20 protein-coding genes are annotated in these 15,665 nt (G+C 34.0%); 1 reads left to right on the forward strand and 19 read right to left on the reverse strand.

Going from position 1 to position 15,665, the window contains the following annotated elements:
• Positions 1-75: 75 nt before the first annotated feature.
• The 12 genes from PYW35_RS12660 to metG form a co-directional block, all read right to left on the reverse strand.
• The gene (locus tag PYW35_RS12660; RefSeq protein WP_016911356.1) at positions 76-696 is read right to left on the reverse strand and encodes a 50S ribosomal protein L25/general stress protein Ctc; all 621 of its coding nucleotides are present in this window, start codon (positions 694-696) and stop codon (positions 76-78) included.
• A 130-nt stretch (positions 697-826) separates the two neighbouring features.
• Positions 827-1,789 (reverse strand): ribose-phosphate diphosphokinase, encoded by a 963-nt coding sequence (locus PYW35_RS12665; RefSeq protein ID WP_103322999.1) that lies wholly within the window; start codon positions 1,787-1,789, stop codon positions 827-829.
• A gap of 46 nt (positions 1,790-1,835) precedes the next feature.
• Positions 1,836-3,194 carry a bifunctional UDP-N-acetylglucosamine diphosphorylase/glucosamine-1-phosphate N-acetyltransferase GlmU gene (gene glmU, locus PYW35_RS12670; RefSeq protein WP_016911354.1) on the reverse strand — a complete coding sequence of 453 codons (1,359 nt, stop codon included), beginning with the start codon at positions 3,192-3,194 and terminating at the stop codon, positions 1,836-1,838.
• 212 nt (positions 3,195-3,406) lie between these two features.
• Positions 3,407-3,760: a septation regulator SpoVG gene (gene spoVG, locus PYW35_RS12675; RefSeq protein ID WP_103322994.1), complete on the reverse strand. Its 354-nt coding sequence runs from the start codon at positions 3,758-3,760 to the stop codon at positions 3,407-3,409.
• A 57-nt stretch (positions 3,761-3,817) separates the two neighbouring features.
• On the reverse strand, positions 3,818-4,192 hold the full coding sequence (locus PYW35_RS12680; protein ID WP_016911352.1) for a RidA family protein: 375 nt from the start codon (positions 4,190-4,192) through the stop codon (positions 3,818-3,820).
• A gap of 17 nt (positions 4,193-4,209) precedes the next feature.
• Positions 4,210-5,034: a pur operon repressor gene (gene purR, locus PYW35_RS12685; RefSeq protein ID WP_016911351.1), complete on the reverse strand. Its 825-nt coding sequence runs from the start codon at positions 5,032-5,034 to the stop codon at positions 4,210-4,212.
• Between the two features lie 69 nt (positions 5,035-5,103).
• Entirely contained in the window at positions 5,104-5,952 is an 849-nt protein-coding gene (gene ispE / locus PYW35_RS12690; protein WP_103322993.1) for a 4-(cytidine 5'-diphospho)-2-C-methyl-D-erythritol kinase, read from the reverse strand.
• Between the two features lie 148 nt (positions 5,953-6,100).
• Positions 6,101-6,364: a biofilm formation stimulator Veg gene (gene veg, locus PYW35_RS12695; protein WP_016911349.1), complete on the reverse strand. Its 264-nt coding sequence runs from the start codon at positions 6,362-6,364 to the stop codon at positions 6,101-6,103.
• 99 nt (positions 6,365-6,463) lie between these two features.
• A complete protein-coding gene (rsmA, locus tag PYW35_RS12700; RefSeq protein WP_026023195.1) occupies positions 6,464-7,357 on the reverse strand; it encodes a 16S rRNA (adenine(1518)-N(6)/adenine(1519)-N(6))-dimethyltransferase RsmA in 894 nt (297 codons plus the stop codon).
• On the reverse strand, positions 7,351-7,902 hold the full coding sequence (gene rnmV / locus PYW35_RS12705) for a ribonuclease M5 (RefSeq protein WP_103322992.1): 552 nt from the start codon (positions 7,900-7,902) through the stop codon (positions 7,351-7,353). Before rnmV ends, rsmA begins: the two co-directional genes overlap by 7 nt.
• Before the next feature lie 55 nt (positions 7,903-7,957).
• Positions 7,958-8,722, reverse strand: a complete 765-nt coding sequence (locus PYW35_RS12710) for a TatD family hydrolase (protein ID WP_103322991.1) — start codon at positions 8,720-8,722, stop codon at positions 7,958-7,960.
• Between the two features lie 20 nt (positions 8,723-8,742).
• Complete coding sequence (gene metG, locus PYW35_RS12715) at positions 8,743-10,743, reverse strand: methionine--tRNA ligase (protein ID WP_103322990.1); 2,001 nt, start codon at positions 10,741-10,743, stop codon at positions 8,743-8,745.
• Between the two features lie 232 nt (positions 10,744-10,975).
• Here metG and PYW35_RS12720 point away from each other — a divergent pair, with 232 nt between their 5' ends.
• Positions 10,976-11,251: a transition state genes transcriptional regulator AbrB gene (locus tag PYW35_RS12720; RefSeq protein ID WP_016911344.1), complete on the forward strand. Its 276-nt coding sequence runs from the start codon at positions 10,976-10,978 to the stop codon at positions 11,249-11,251.
• A gap of 63 nt (positions 11,252-11,314) precedes the next feature.
• Here the strand turns inward: PYW35_RS12720 and rsmI are convergent, their stop codons facing one another.
• Genes rsmI through PYW35_RS12755 form a run of 7 tightly spaced genes read right to left on the reverse strand, consistent with a single transcriptional unit; the run spans position 11,315 to position 15,644 of the window.
• Positions 11,315-12,157, reverse strand: a complete 843-nt coding sequence (rsmI, locus tag PYW35_RS12725; protein WP_016911343.1) for a 16S rRNA (cytidine(1402)-2'-O)-methyltransferase — start codon at positions 12,155-12,157, stop codon at positions 11,315-11,317.
• Between the two features lies 1 nt (position 12,158).
• Positions 12,159-12,407: a GIY-YIG nuclease family protein gene (locus PYW35_RS12730; RefSeq protein WP_016911342.1), complete on the reverse strand. Its 249-nt coding sequence runs from the start codon at positions 12,405-12,407 to the stop codon at positions 12,159-12,161.
• Complete coding sequence (locus PYW35_RS12735; protein ID WP_103322989.1) at positions 12,400-13,128, reverse strand: tRNA1(Val) (adenine(37)-N6)-methyltransferase; 729 nt, start codon at positions 13,126-13,128, stop codon at positions 12,400-12,402. Before PYW35_RS12735 ends, PYW35_RS12730 begins: the two co-directional genes overlap by 8 nt.
• Before the next feature lie 47 nt (positions 13,129-13,175).
• Complete coding sequence (gene yabA, locus PYW35_RS12740; RefSeq protein ID WP_016911340.1) at positions 13,176-13,511, reverse strand: DNA replication initiation control protein YabA; 336 nt, start codon at positions 13,509-13,511, stop codon at positions 13,176-13,178.
• A gap of 14 nt (positions 13,512-13,525) precedes the next feature.
• Positions 13,526-14,332, reverse strand: a complete 807-nt coding sequence (locus tag PYW35_RS12745) for a PSP1 domain-containing protein (RefSeq protein ID WP_103322988.1) — start codon at positions 14,330-14,332, stop codon at positions 13,526-13,528.
• A gap of 4 nt (positions 14,333-14,336) precedes the next feature.
• Complete coding sequence (locus tag PYW35_RS12750; RefSeq protein WP_016911338.1) at positions 14,337-15,263, reverse strand: hypothetical protein; 927 nt, start codon at positions 15,261-15,263, stop codon at positions 14,337-14,339.
• 51 nt (positions 15,264-15,314) lie between these two features.
• A complete protein-coding gene (locus tag PYW35_RS12755) occupies positions 15,315-15,644 on the reverse strand; it encodes a cyclic-di-AMP receptor (protein ID WP_016911337.1) in 330 nt (109 codons plus the stop codon).
• Positions 15,645-15,665: the final 21 nt, after the last annotated feature.

The raw sequence follows: 15,665 nt of genomic DNA on the forward strand, positions 1-15,665 counted from the left end.
TTTCATCTAACTATACTCAAATAAAAAAACCCAACACATAAGTGTTGGGTTTTAGTTGTTTAGAAGATTACTTTCTTATTCAGCGTCTTCTGCTGATACTGCGTTAGCTTCTTCAGCTGCAGTTTCTTCAGCATCTTCAGCAGGCTCATCTGTTGGAGGAACTACTGTTACAACTGCATCTTCTTTATCGTTTTCGATAGAGTATTTATCAGTTGCATCTAAGTCACCTACTAAGTAACTATCGCCAATTCCTAATTCTGTAATATCAACTTCGATATTTTCAGGAATTGCATCTGGAGTAGTTGTAACTTGTAAGTCGAATAATGGTTGTTGAACTACGCCACCTTCAGAAGCACCAACTGCTTCACCTACTAATACTACAGGTACATCAACAGTTAATTCTTCTTTCATGTTAATTGCTAAGAAATCAACATGTGTGATTTGGTTTTTAAGAGAATCAAATTGATAATCTGAAACCATAACTTTGATCGTTTTAGAACCAACGCCTAATTCGATAACACCGTTACGTCCAACTTCACGAATTGTTTTGATGAATTCAATTTCATCAACTTTTACAGATGTATTTTTAGCACCGTAACCGTATACTACTGCTGGAATAATACCTGAAGTTCTTAATTTACGTAAACTAGAACGAGTTTGTTTACCTTGACGGATAACTGACTTTAATGAAGCCATTATCTTTTCCACCTTTCATATATGCGCAATATGCGCTCCTACACTCACCCATCAACAATAAATGTTGCTTGTAAGTGGTTATTTAGTCCATTAAAATGAACCGTTTGTTATTATACACGATTATTAAAAATTAATCAAATAGCACACTAACAGATTCTTGTTCATACACACGAACAATCGCTTGCGCTAATAATTCTGCTACTGATAATTCTTTAACATTAGATGGTTTTCTATCTTCTGGTAATTGTATAGAGTTTGTAACTACTAATTCTTTAATTTGAGAATTTTCAATACGTTCTTTTGCCGGCCCTGATAATACAGGATGCGTACAACAAGCATATACTTCTTTTGCACCTTTTTTAATAAGTGCATCAGCCGCTAATGTAATCGTTCCAGCTGTATCAATAATATCATCGATAATGATAGCAGTCTTACCATCAATATCTCCGACGATATTCATCACTTCTGCGACATTAGGTTTTGGACGACGTTTGTCAATAATTGCTATAGGTGTTTTTAGACGGTCTGCCATTTTACGAGCTCTTGTTACCCCACCATGATCAGGTGATACAACTACTGTCGTTTCAGGGTCTAAACCTTTTTCAAAGAAGTAGTTAGATAAGATTGGTACGCCCATTAAATGATCAATCGGTATATCAAAGAATCCTTGAATTTGAGGAGCATGTAAATCAAGTGCAATCATTCTGCTAGCACCCGCTTTTTCAATAATGTTTGCCACAAGTTTCGCTGTGATTGGTTCACGGCTTCTTGCTTTGCGGTCTTGTCTAGCATAGCCATAATAAGGCATTACGATATTAATGTTTGCAGCTGATGCGCGTTTACAAGCATCAATCATAATTAATAATTCCATCAAGTGTTCATTTACTGGATTTGATGTTGGTTGAATTATAAATACATCACAACCACGGATACTTTCTTCAATATTGATTTGAACCTCACCATCAGCAAACCTTTTAACAGTAGATTTTCCTAGTGGAATTCCTACTAAATTTGCAACCTCTTGTGCTAAAGGCTGATTACCTTCAAGTGAAAATATTTTTAATGAAGAGTTCTTATATTCAGTATTCAACATTTCTGTACCTCCGATATCATTTTGACTCATGTTTTGACGGCTCCTTTTATTTCGTTTTATAGTATCCTTCTTTTGTAGTTTGTCTAGCACGACCTAGTGCCAAACTTTCATCAGGTACATCATCTGTAATTGTTGAACCTGCTGCTATGAATGCTCCATCTCCAACTTCTACTGGTGCAACTAGATTTGAATTACATCCAATAAACGCATCATCTCCTATAATCGTACGGAATTTATTAACCCCGTCATAATTAACAGTTATTGAACCACAGCCAATATTTGTTCTTGCACCTACTTCTGCATCACCAATATAGCTTAAGTGAGAAACTTTGGCGCCGTCTTTCAAGACTGCTTTCTTAGTCTCTACGAAGTTACCAATTTTCGTCTCTTTACCTAGCTCGGAACCTGGTCTTAATTGTGCAAAAGGTCCAACTGTAGAAAATTCACCTACAACCGAATCTGTTATAACAGATTGTTTAATTGTAGCATCATCTTTAATTGTACTATTTTTGATGTCAGAATTCATTCCTATCGTAACATTTTTTCCTATAATTGTTTTACCATTAATGCTTGTACCTGGTTCAATAACAGTGTCCTCACCAATTACAACATGTTTACCAATATAAGTCGTAGCCGGATCAACAATTGTCACACCATTTATCATATGTTGTAAATTTATTCTTTCTTTCATCTTTTGTTCAGCTTTTGCTAATTGTACTCTGTCGTTCACACCCATAATACCATCTACATCATCTGTAATATAAGCTGATACTTTTTCATCTTCTTCTTTTAAAATGCGAATAACATCTGGTAAATAATACTCACCTTGTGCATTATCATTATTTACTTTTTCTAAAGTTTCAAATAATTTTTGATTATCGAATGCAAAAATTCCAGAACTAATTTCATTTACTTCAGCTTGTTCTGCAGTAGCATCTTTTTGTTCAACAATGCCTGAAACCTGACCATCATTACCACGAATAATTCTGCCATAACCGAATGGATCGTTTACCTTTGCAGATAGTACAGTAGCGACAGTATTTTCAGATTCATGAAATGTTAAAAGTGCATGAATTGTTTCATCACTGATTAATGGTGTGTCACCACACACTACAATTGTCGTTCCTTTTTTATTTCCTAATATATCTTTAGCAGTCTTAACTGCATGAGCCGTTCCTAATTGTTCTTCTTGATGTACAAACTGAGATGCATGACCGATTGTTTCTTTAACTTTTTCTGCTCCATGTCCAACAACTGTAACAACCGTTTCTACACCAGCGTTTTTGACACTATCAATAACATGTTGAACCATAGCTTCACCAGCCACTGGATGTAAAACTTTGTAAAGTTTAGATTTCATTCTTGTCCCTTTACCAGCAGCTAATACGACTGCATATTTTTGCATTGCAAATACCTCCATTTATACACACTTTAGTCTATTATAATTTAATCTACATATGACTATCAAGGAAGAGTTATTTTTATATGAATTAATTTGGTGTAAATAACACTTCTTATTACAATATTATAGAAAATCACATAAAAAAACTGTCGCAAAGTTTCAAGGCTTTGTCGACAGTTAAATAAAATCCAACGAAATTGTATCGTTTTGATTGGTTATACTTCTTTTTCGTTTTCGTTTTTATCTTCATTTTCATTTTCATTTTCTTCATTCTCTGATTTAGACGCTTCTTGAGCAGATTTAGGAATGATTACTTCATCAGTTTCATCATAAACTTTCATAACCGCTTCTTGTATTTCTTGTCTCATTTCAGAGTTAATAGGATGCGCAATATCTCTAAACTCCCCATCAGGCGTACGTTTACTTGGCATAGCAACAAATAGCCCTGAATTTCCCTCAATCACTCTTAAATCGTGAATGACAAAGGCATCGTCTAATGTAATTGAAACTAATGCCTTCATTCTTCCATCTGTTTGAATTTTTCTTAATCTCACATCTGTTACCTTCATGATTTGTGTGCCCCCTGTTTCGTCTATTTAAAGCAGCATCATATTAATTGAAGTTAGTTATTTTATTTTAGCGATCATTTCAATCTCAACTTTTACATCTTTAGGTAAACGTGCTACTTCCACACAACTTCTAGCAGGCAAATGCTCATCAAAATATTCTCCGTATACTGAGTTGATGTCTTGGAAATCATTCATATCTTTTATAAAGATTAATGATTTAACGACACTATCTAACGTCGCGCCACTCTCTTCAAGTACTGTTTTTAAATTCTCAAGTACTTGTTTAGTTTGTGCTTTAACATCATCTGATACGATTTCACCTTGCTGATTTAATGGTATTTGACCTGAAGTAAATACTAAATTATCTACTACTACTGCATGGCAATATGGTCCTAATGCTTCTGGAGCGTTTGCTGAGTTAATACTTTTCATGTTGAATACCTCTCCTTTTAATTAAATCTTTTTAAACAGTTGCCTTCTTCTACTGAAAATTGTTGATTGTATTCGTCTACGTCAGATAATCTCACTAAAGATGTATAATCTTCAATCAATCGATGTTTAACTTCTTTTGATTCTACAAGTACTGATACCCCTTTTACTGTAGCTTTAAACTCATTCATCAAATTGATTACGCCATTTATAGAGCCGCCTGCTCTCATGAAGTCATCGACGATTAATACATTCGAATATTCATCTAATGTTCTTTTAGATAAAACCATTGTTTCAATTTTCCTCGATGAACCTGAAACATAGTTAATTGACACTGTTGACCCTTCAGTCACTTTATTATCTTTTCTTATGACAACAACTGGCAAATTAAGCACTTTTGCGACTGCGTTAGCTAAAGAAATCCCTTTAGTCGCTATTGTAACTACCGCATCAAGTTCTTCATCCATGTACATTGTAGCTATCAATTCTCCAACTTGATTCAACAGCTTAGGATTACCTACTAAATCTGACATGAATAAATAGCCGCCTGGCAATAGCCTTTCTTTCTCTTTTAGCAACTCACACAATCTTGCTATCAGTTCACGCGCTTCTTCAACGTACATTTTAGGGCGATAAGTAACACCGCCACTTGCTCCTGCAGTTGTTTCGATAATGCCAAGTCTTTCAGCATTAAACGTTTCTTTGATAATTTGTATGTCTTCACTAATAGATGACTTAGCCTGACCAAAATGATTAACAAAATAAGTCAACGGCACTAATTCATTCGGATGTTTCAATAAATATTGTGTCATATAAACGATTCGTTCACTTCGTTTAAAACGCATTTATAAAACTCCAATCTCTACTACGTATTTTAAGCATAATTATACTATAACTGTAAGCGTTCTACAAAATCACCCAAGTAGACGTGCAATATACACATCATGACAACAACCCATTAAAGCGTTGTATACTTGCTTAGCTTGTCTTTCCTTTTGTACAAACCCATATATAGTTGGTCCGCTTCCACTCATCAGTGCAGCATCAACTCCACTGTTTTTCATTGTATTCTTTAATTTCTCTACTTCGGGATACAACTTCATTGTGATTTTTTCAAGGCTATTGCCAAGAGATTGGCACAGCAATTCATAGTTATTATTTTCTATCGCATCTAGGCAGTCTTGCGTACGCACTTCAACTTTCTCATTCAAATCTAATGCACCATATATTTCTGGTGTTGAAACACCGATATCTGGTTTAGCAATCACAACCCATGCTGAAGGCGGTTTCGGAAGATGAGTGATTTGCTCACCTCTTCCTTGGCACAATGCAGTCTTACCATAAATACAAAAAGCTATGTCCGATCCAATTTCTGCTGCCAATTCACTTAGAACTTCTAGTGACTCATTAATCTCCCAGAGCTCATTTAGGCCTCTGAATGTTGCAGCTGCATCGCTTGAACCACCTGCTAATCCAGCAGAAATGGGTATACTTTTTTCTAATGAAATCTTTACGCCCTTTTTAATATTGTATTTATCTTGCATCAATTTCGCTGCTTTATATGCTAAATTTCTATGATCGCTTGGAACGAAATTATGTTCAACATCAATTATGATTTCACCGTCATCTCTACTTTCGAAAGTTAATCGGTCGTTTAAATCGACAGTCGTCATGATCATCTCTACTTCATGATAACCATCATCACGTTTGTACAATGTATCTAGCGTTAAATTAATTTTTGCTGGTGCAGTCTCATAAATCATATACTTGCCCTCTCTAAAACTTATTATTATGATTTTACCATAAATAAAAGTTAGAAAGTATTAGCTTTAAGCTATTTTTTGCATAATAAAAAACCCTACGCCATATCACAGTCATATCGCGTAGAGTTTTTTATTACATACCTTTAAATTATTGAACTATAAATTCTTCTTTAAGTTCGTTCATAAAAGTTACTTGGACATTCTCAGTTAATACATCAGTGTATGTATAAGATACACGCTCAAAATTATGTTTCTCTTGATCTAATTCGACCACGAAAACTGATGGATACGTTTCCTTAAGCACACCACTTCGCTCAATTAACTTCTTACGTCCTCCATTAGCTTTAAGTACAATACGATTTCCTAATTGACAATCCAATATTTTTTTGATGTCTACTAAAGTCTTCGGCATATTGCCCTCACCTCGCTATAAATAAAATTATACTACGAAAGCAAGGTTTTGTCAAATAATCTTAAATTTTATCAATTAGGGAAAGTATTGTCAATATATTTACACAGATAAATTAGGGTATTTTTTCAAATTGTTGCAAAGATGTGCATATTCTTGTATTGTTAACGTTTCTCCGCGTCGCTTAGGGTCTATGTTTGAATCGTTTAACCACTCAACAATTTCTTCTTTATGCGCCTTGCCTTCTTTGATTGTACTAATATAATTGTTCAAAATTGTTTTTCTTCGTTGTGCAAATCCACCTTTTGAAAGCGTGAATAACAATTTTTCATCTTCCACCTCAACGATAGGTTCCTTGCGTGTAGTCAATTTGATTACAATTGAATCGACATTAGGTGGTGGCATGAAGACCGTCTTAGGGACCACTAAAACGCGCTCTGTTTCAGTGTAATACTGACAAGCAATAGATAGCGATCCATAACTTTTACTACCTACTTGGGCATTTAAACGTTCTCCCACTTCTTTTTGCATCATCACAACGTAACCATCGATTGGTAAATGATTTTCTAGTAAATTCATGAGTATAGGCGTAGTAATATAATAAGGTAAGTTTGCTACCAACATGATTTTATCGCAATCTTGTAAATGCTTGTCTATTTCTTCCTTAACGTTCGCTTTAAGTATATCTTCATTTACGATTGTTACGTTATTATATGGACTTAATGTATCTTCCAAAACAGGTATCAGTCTTTGGTCGATTTCAAAAGCCAATACTTTTTTTGCAGATCTCGCTAATTGTTCTGTAAGAGACCCCATACCAGGACCTACTTCGATTACACCTGTATTTTCATCAATATCACTAGCTGAAATGATTTTTTGTATGATATTCGTATCAATTAGAAAATTCTGACCTAAGCTCTTTTTGAATTTAAAGCCATATTGGTCGAGCAATGCCTTTGTACGTTTAGGTGTTGCTATATCTTTATCGTTCATGATGTCCCTCCTTTTTTATATCCAAGCGCTTCTTTTACATCTTTTTCAGTATAACCGAAGGCATTTAATTTGTTTAGCAATTGTTTACCATTTGAATGGCCAATATTTAATTTGCTACACAGTATTTCTCTTTTTCTTCGGGAATCAGGACCTATTATTAACCCTAAATCAATTAAGACTGCTTTATCAATCGTTTCAATGTTTGCTTCCAATGGAGAGCTGACATTCATAAGCGCATTTTTAACTGTGTCTACAGATGCATGTTCAACACCAATTTTCCCTCTTTTGTTTTTAGCTTTTTCCCGTGGAATAAATGCGTGTTTAACACTTGGGATATATTGCTTAATCGTATTTCTAATTTTATCACCCGGGAAGTCAGGATCCGTTAATACAATGACACCACGTTTTTCATGAGCTTGTTTTATTACTTCAAGTGTTTCTTTCGATATTGCCGATCCATTCGTTTCAATCGTATCGCAATCTACAGCACGTTTAACATTAACTGTATCATCACGACCTTCTACCACAACAAATTCATTTATCTTCATGATATCTTCCTTCTTTTAAAGATGCCCCAAAACCACAGTTTTGGGGCATCTAATTTTATAATTTAAATAGTCTTTCTGCATTTTGTGTAGTTGCTTCACACACTTCTTCATATGAGATGCCTCTTAATTCGGCAATTTGTTCAGCAACAAGTTTAACACGCGCAGGCTCATTTCTTTTTCCTCTATAAGGATGCGGTGATAAATATGGTGCATCCGTTTCAACTAGCAATCTATCTAAAGGTACGTGTTGTGCTACTTCTTTAGGTTGTTTAGCATTTTTAAAAGTAACTGGTCCTCCTAATGAAATATAAAAATTCATTTTTAGTATTTCATCAGCTATTTCATTCGAACCACTGAAACTATGCATGATACCGCCTATTTCACTTGCATTTTCTTCTTTCAAAATATCCACACAATCTTGTGTAGCTTCTCTATTATGAATAATGATCGGCAGTTGAACTCGTTTAGCTAACGCTATTTGCTTCCTAAACACTTCTTTTTGGACATCTTTAGGTGATTTGTCCCAGTGATAGTCTAGTCCCATTTCACCTATGCCGATTATTTTAGGGTGCTTAGATAGCTTTTCAATCCACTCTAAACGTTCTTCAGTGCAGTCGATCGCATCGACAGGATGCCAACCAATAATTCCATATATGAACTCATATTCGTCGATTAACTTCATTGTTCTTTCGATTGTTTTTGTATCAAATCCAACAACGAACATTCTGTCGATTCCTTCTTCTAATGCTCTGTCTATAACTTCTTGTAAATCCTCGTCATATTGATCAGCATTTAAATGGACATGTGTATCTATTAGCATTCGAATCTTCCTTCCAATTATTACTTAATGATAGATCCGTTTTGTATCGCATTTGGCAAGCTTATTAATGTTAGTGTGCCATCTTTTTCAGCTGATAAAATCATACCTTCTGATAACTCACCACGTAATTTTACAGGTTTTAAGTTCGTTACAACCGCAACTTTTTTACCAACGATATCTTCAGGTTTATAAAATTCAGCAATACCTGAAACAATTTGTCTCTTTTCAAAGCCTAAATCCACTTTAATTTTCAACAATTTGTCTGATTTCTTAACGTAATCAGCGCCTATTACAGTTGCTGCTTTAATTTCCACTTTATCAAATTGATCGATTGTGATTTCTGCTTTAGATTTCACTTCTTCCTCTTCAGATGCTTTTGCAGTCTCTTCTTCTGCCTCAGGTAACGTACCACCGTGCATAGAATCTTTAATGAAAGCAACTTCTTGTTCAACATCTAATCTTGGGAAGATTGGTTCTGGTTTATCAATCACTTTAATTTCTTGATCGATTGCACCGTAAGCTTCAATACTTTCAAATGTATCAAGCTTACCTTTTGCCAAGTTTAATTGGCGGAAAATTTCATATGGTGCATGTGTTAAGAATGGACGTAATAATACAGCAGCAAATCTAATATTTTCAACTAAATGAATCATTACATTTTCTAACATTTCACGTTCGTTTTCATCTTTAGCAAGTACCCATGGTGTCGTTTCATCTATATATTTGTTTGTACGACTAATTAATTTCCAGATCTCTGCTAAAGCAACTGAAAATTGCATGTTTTCCATAGCTGAATAGAATTTATCTTTTGTATCTATCGCCATTTGTTCCACTTCTTCATCAATTGGATGTAGTTTGCCTTTATATTTAGGAAGAACACCGTTATAGTATTTGTTAACCATTGCAATTGTTCGGTTAACTAAGTTACCTAAATCATTTGCTAAATCATAATTTGTTCTTTCAACGAATGCTTCAGGTGTGAATACGCCATCTGCACCGAATGGTAACTCTCTCATTAAGTAATATCTTGTCGCATCTAATCCATATTTATCAATTAATACATTAGGATCCACAACGTTACCTTTAGACTTACTCATTTTTCCGTCTTTCATTAATATCCAACCATGTGCAAATTCACGTTTTGGTAGCGGTAAGTCTAACGCCATTAATAAAATAGGCCAAATAATTGAGTGGAAACGAACGATTTCCTTAGCCATTAAGTGTACATCAGCTGGCCAATACTTTTTAAATAATTCGTCATCATCTGATAAGTAACCAAGCGCAGAAATATAGTTTACAAGCGCATCAATCCACACGTATACAACGTGTTTAGGATTAGATGGTACTTTGATTCCCCAATCAAAAGTAGTTCTAGAAATAGCTAAATCTTCAAGACCAGGTTTAATGAAATTATTGATCATTTCATTTTTACGAGAAATCGGCAAAATGAAATCTGGATTTTCATCAAAGAATTTCAATAATCTATCAGCATAATTATCCAATTTAAAGAAATAACTTTCCTCTTTAACAAGTTCTACTTCGTGACCTGAGTCAGGACTCTTACCACCGACAATTTTTCCATCTTCATAAACTGGATCGACAAGTTGAGTTTCCGTATAATAAGTTTCATCAGGTATAGAATACCAACCTTCGTACTCTCCTAAGTAAATGTCGCCTTGAGCTAATAATCTTTCAAAGACTTTTTCGACAACTTGCTTATGTCTTTTTTCAGTAGTACGAATAAAATCATCATTTGAAATATCTAATTTTTTCCATAAAGATTGGATACTCTCTATAATCCCATTTAAATATTCTATTTCAGATAAGCCCGCTTCTTTAGCTTTTTCTTGTATTTTTTGTCCATGTTCATCTGTACCTGTTAAATAATGAACATCATATCCTTGCAACCGTTTATATCTAGCAATTACATCACCAGCAACCGTTGTATACGCATGACCTATGTGTAAATTCCCGCTCGGATAATAAATCGGTGTCGTAATGTAAAAAGTCTCTTTCGTCATCGGCGTTTCCTCCTAATATCTTATCTATATAATATACCGAAAATTAAGCATTTTTTCAATATTGCCCTATTATGGTAAAGTACTTACAAAATGTTTTTATTTCAAAAATTAACCGTATGCAATATATTGTTTTATTGACATTTTCTTGAATTCATATTAGTATACTATTTATATAATTGTCGAACGAATGTCGAATTAGATAATTATGGATTTATTAAACGGAGGTAAAGAAATGAAATCAACTGGAATTGTGCGTAAAGTAGATGAACTAGGCCGTGTAGTAATTCCTATCGAGTTACGACGCATATTAGACATCGCTGAAAAAGATGCTTTAGAGATATACACTGACAATGACAAAATAATCTTAAAAAAATACTCACCAAACATGACATGTCAAGTTACTGGTGATGTTTCAGAAGAGAACTTTGTATTAGCTGATGGTAAAATTGTCTTAAGTAAAGAAGGCGCTCAGCAATTAATGAATGAGATTGAAAATAAATCAAAATAATAAATGAAACATAAAAAAAGGAAAATTCAAAGTGCATAAAGTACTTTGAATTTTCCTTTTTAATTATTCTTGTACATGGTACGATTCATAAACATCTCTTTTTTTCATTTTTCTATCAAGTGCTACTTGCTTTATTGCGTCTTTAGAGCTCATATCGTGTTCATTTATATAAGTTTCGACATGTTGATTTAAATCTATACCTTCCCACCAATGTATCTCTTGACTAGCTTCATCTACACCTTCGATTAAGATAACAAATTCACCTTTTTGTGGAATGGTCGCATCTTCTAACATCTGCTCAATAATTTCTATTTGATTTGTTTCAACTTGTTCAAACTTTTTAGTAAGTTCTCTACCTATTGCTACTTTTCTTTCAGGGTCGATTTCAGCAATGGCTCGCACAGTTTGTTTAATTCTATATGGCGATTCATAAATCATAGATGTCGACTCTCTACCCATCCATTTTTGAAGCACTTCATTTTTTTCTTTTGCATGTCTTGGTAAAAATCCTAAAAACACAAATTTATATGAAGGCAAGCCACTCGTCATCAATGCTGTTATTGCAGCATTTGGTCCAGGAATCGTTTCAACACGATAATCATTTTCTCTCGCTTGATTAACAAGTTCATATCCCGGATCACTAATACAAGGACACCCAGCATCAGAAACTAGCGCAACTTGTTTGCCTTCTTCCAACAACTTCAAAATTTGTTCTGAGGATTTATCTTTATTATGTTCATGATACGACTTTAAAGGCGTCTGAATTTGATAATGTTGACACAGTTTAGCTGTTACACGTGTATCTTCACAAAAAATATAATCCGCTTCTGTTAAAGTCCGCACTGCACGATATGTGATATCTTCTAAATTTCCGATTGGGGTTCCGACTAAATATAGTATAGACATATTACCCCTCCTTTATAAGTGCTAGTTTTTGTTTTCTACTTAATTGTTTAAGCGCATATTCTCTCTTTAATGCCTCTGACTTATTATCAAAAGTCTCATGATATACAAGTTTAACAGGACGTCTAATCTTTGTATATTTAGCACCTTTTCCGTCATTATGAACTTTCAATCTTCTTTCTAAATCTGTTGTATATCCAGTATATAGTGTATGATCCTTACATTCTAATATATATGTATAATGTTTATCCATAATAGACAGCCTTCATTTCTTGTGAATATTCACCATTTGCATCATAAATATAAAATGGTTGTTCAACTTTCAAGCCTGCTTGTCCACCACTTCGCCCTTCGACTAATATCGTAACAGCTTCTGGCTTATTAGGGGTACTGTATACCATTTTCAATCTTTTAGGTTCAATACTATACTGTCTAAAAGCACTTAAGACATCCATCAGTCTTTCCGCTCTATGGACCATCACTAATTTACCACCTTGCTTTAATAAATGTTTGCTCGCTTTTACGACATCCTCTAGTGTACATAATATTTCATGCCTAGCAATTTTATGCGCTTCTTTTTGATGTTGCATTTGCTGATTTTCTTTAAAATACGGAGGGTTAACGGTTACGACATCAAATGTAGAAGGCTTATATACGTTCGATACATTTTTCAAATTCATAAGCTCAATTGAAATTCGGTCATCAAGGTGATTATGACGTATTGTTCTATGAGCCATTTCAACTAATGCTTCTTGAATTTCTATGCCTTTAATGTTTGATTGTGACTTATATGCTAAAAGTAACGGGATAATACCATTTCCAGTACATAAATCCATAACCTTATCTTTGTTACGTATTTTCGTAAATTCACCTAATAACAATGCATCAGTTGAAAATGAAAACACGTCGTCATTTTGAATAATTTCATATTTTTCTCTCAATAATTGATCGAGTCTTTCTCCTGGATTAAGCATTAAAACACCTCATTTAAAAAATCAGGCATATAAAATGCCTGATTCATTTAGTCTCTATTCAGCACTTCTAAACAAAATAAACAATCTTGTCCTTGTCTATGTTTACCAAATAGTTCTCCACGACATATGTGAAAACCTTCATGATATAACATAGCGAAATTGTCTCTACTTTGAAGTGGTTTCACTTTTTTATTCGCCTTTTTCTGTTGAGGCGCTTCATTAGATTCAATCACTCTCTTCAAGCTATCATTTTCCATTTGAAGCGCAACATTATCTTCAACTAATTCCACTGCCTGGTTTTTCAACTTTTCCATATGCTCATTAATTTGTTTTAGTTCACTTTCTAACGTCATAATTGTTTCAAACAACTCGTCCCTATTCACAATATAATCCTCCCTTATGAATGGACTTCAAGCAATTCATCAAGTTTATAATCAAAAAGTTGTTCGAAACCTTTTACTTTAACTTGCATTGTAATATCTAAAATATTCAACCCAACAACTTTGCCGTCACCTTCAGGCGTAACAACAGTTGTTCCAACGTCAGGCAATTCATTTCTTACATCTTCATAATAGTCATTTTCATATTTTAAACAACACATTAATCGGCCACAAGCACCTGATATTTTAGTTGGATTTAAAGATAAGTTTTGATCTTTAGCCATTTTAATAGAAACTGGCTCGAAATCACCTAAAAATGTTGAGCAGCAAAGCGAACGACCACATGGACCAATTCCACCTAATAATTTCGCTTCATCTCTTACACCTATTTGTCTAAGTTCGATACGCGTTTTTAATTCATATGCTAAAGATTTAACTAAAGTTCTAAAATCTATTCGATCATCTGCAGTAAAGTTAAAAATGACTTTGCTTTTATCTAAAGTATATTCACAGTTTACAAGTCTCATATTTAATTCATGCTCTGTCACAAGCTCTTTACACAGTGACAATGCATCATCTGCGTCTTTTAAGTTATCCTGATACTTCTGAACATCTTCTTCTGTAGCATGTCGAATAACTTCTTTAAGTGGTAAGACAACATCATCTTTGCCGACGTGACGATTCGTCAGTTTAACTTGGCCAAGTTCAACGCCACGCTTAGACTCTACTACTACTAAATCATTTTCTCTAAAACGTTCCCCGTTAGGTGAGAAATATTCTTTCTTTCCAGCTTCTTGAAATTGAACACCTATTATTTCATACATTTAATCACCTCTTCCCATTTATAACCATTTGTTCTAATACTAACGTAGCATTAACATTTTGTGCTAATTTGCGGTTTGCTTCCGTAATAACTTGTATATATTTCGAAATATCATTTAATGATAAATGCTTACTTATTTCCGTAATTTCTGCCTCTAAATCTGGATATGCTTTGATAACCTCTAGCTGTATTTTAGCATGTAATACATCTTGAAAATAAGCGTTTAAACTATTTAAATACAATTGCTGTAAAGGACGTGTATTAGCAATTTTTGTGCATTCGATCAAATATATCATGGCCATTTGCGTATCTTTCACCATTAATTCAGCTAATTTAGTGACTGATTTTCTTAGTTGTGTAAACGACTGCTCTTCTGTTAATACAATAGCTTCTTCTTTATCAGAAGTAACAAAGCTTAAAGTATGTGCAATCGCCGAAGAAATACCAGACAGTTTTAGTTCTTCTATATAATTCTCTTTCGATGCTGGTTTAAAATGAACAAGTTGGCATCTTGAGTGTATTGTTGGCAATATTTGATCTTTCTTAGTTGTAAGTAACAGGGCTATCGTATTTGGAGGTGGTTCTTCCAAAAATTTCAGTATACTATTTTCACCCTGTACTGTTAGTTTATCAAAAGCTTCAATAATGTAAACTTTATATTGACTTTCTATTGGTTTTTGATTCATTTTTCTTAATAATTCTTCTATTTGTTGTTTCTTAATCGTTGTTTCATCTGATTGTATATATACGAAGTCAGGATGATTAAAGCTCTGAACTTTTGAAACACAATTTTGTTCAGCATCACATAATATCTGCTCAGCAAAATACATAGCTGTAGACTTCATTTCAAACAGGTTATCTCCTTCAAATAAGTAAGCATGAGATAACTGTTTAGCACTTATTAAATGATCAATTTCTTTTGTTAATTGCATATTTTACGCTCCTTGCAATAAAAAAGCTGCACTAACGGCAGCTAATCAGTTCTAAAATTGATGGAATTTTTCAATTGGCATAACGAATACTGTTGCGCCACCCACTTCTACTTCTACCGGATATGGAATATAAGAATCCGCACTACCGCCCATAGGTGTGATAGGTGAAACAAGCTGTTCACGATTACCACAAGTTCCATCGATAACACGTAATAATTCGTCTACACGTTCGTCATTAACACCACATAAAAATGTTGTATTTCCAGCTCTTAAAAACCCGCCTGTTGTCGCAAGTTTTGTAGCCCTGAAATCCTTTTCTATAAGTGCTTCTGACAAGTTTTGACTATCTTGATCTTGGACAATCGCTATTATCATTTTCATAACTAAACACCTCTCTATTTA

The organism is Mammaliicoccus vitulinus, from assembly GCF_029024305.1.
Taxonomy (GTDB): domain Bacteria; phylum Bacillota; class Bacilli; order Staphylococcales; family Staphylococcaceae; genus Mammaliicoccus; species Mammaliicoccus vitulinus.

Bases quoted from the DNA above. Each gene is read 5' to 3' on its own strand.
- PYW35_RS12745 (WP_103322988.1), bottom strand. From the start codon at position 14,332: ATGTATGAAATAATAGGTGTTCAATTTCAAGAAGCTGGAAAGAAAGAA.
- PYW35_RS12720 (WP_016911344.1), top strand. From the start codon at position 10,976: ATGAAATCAACTGGAATTGTGCGTAAAGTAGATGAACTAGGCCGTGTA.
- PYW35_RS12735 (WP_103322989.1), bottom strand. From the start codon at position 13,128: ATGCTTAATCCAGGAGAAAGACTCGATCAATTATTGAGAGAAAAATAT.
- rnmV (WP_103322992.1), bottom strand. From the start codon at position 7,902: ATGAAGATAAATGAATTTGTTGTGGTAGAAGGTCGTGATGATACAGTT.
- spoVG (WP_103322994.1), bottom strand. From the start codon at position 3,760: ATGAAGGTAACAGATGTGAGATTAAGAAAAATTCAAACAGATGGAAGA.
- metG (WP_103322990.1), bottom strand. From the start codon at position 10,743: ATGACGAAAGAGACTTTTTACATTACGACACCGATTTATTATCCGAGC.
- PYW35_RS12750 (WP_016911338.1), bottom strand. From the start codon at position 15,263: ATGCAATTAACAAAAGAAATTGATCATTTAATAAGTGCTAAACAGTTA.
- PYW35_RS12730 (WP_016911342.1), bottom strand. From the start codon at position 12,407: ATGGATAAACATTATACATATATATTAGAATGTAAGGATCATACACTA.
- PYW35_RS12665 (WP_103322999.1), bottom strand. From the start codon at position 1,789: ATGTTGAATACTGAATATAAGAACTCTTCATTAAAAATATTTTCACTT.
- PYW35_RS12710 (WP_103322991.1), bottom strand. From the start codon at position 8,722: ATGCTAATAGATACACATGTCCATTTAAATGCTGATCAATATGACGAG.
- purR (WP_016911351.1), bottom strand. From the start codon at position 5,034: ATGCGTTTTAAACGAAGTGAACGAATCGTTTATATGACACAATATTTA.
- ispE (WP_103322993.1), bottom strand. From the start codon at position 5,952: ATGATTTATGAGACTGCACCAGCAAAAATTAATTTAACGCTAGATACA.
- PYW35_RS12755 (WP_016911337.1), bottom strand. From the start codon at position 15,644: ATGAAAATGATAATAGCGATTGTCCAAGATCAAGATAGTCAAAACTTG.
- PYW35_RS12680 (WP_016911352.1), bottom strand. From the start codon at position 4,192: ATGAAAAGTATTAACTCAGCAAACGCTCCAGAAGCATTAGGACCATAT.
- PYW35_RS12660 (WP_016911356.1), bottom strand. From the start codon at position 696: ATGGCTTCATTAAAGTCAGTTATCCGTCAAGGTAAACAAACTCGTTCT.
- veg (WP_016911349.1), bottom strand. From the start codon at position 6,364: ATGCCGAAGACTTTAGTAGACATCAAAAAAATATTGGATTGTCAATTA.
- rsmI (WP_016911343.1), bottom strand. From the start codon at position 12,157: ATGTCTATACTATATTTAGTCGGAACCCCAATCGGAAATTTAGAAGAT.
- glmU (WP_016911354.1), bottom strand. From the start codon at position 3,194: ATGCAAAAATATGCAGTCGTATTAGCTGCTGGTAAAGGGACAAGAATG.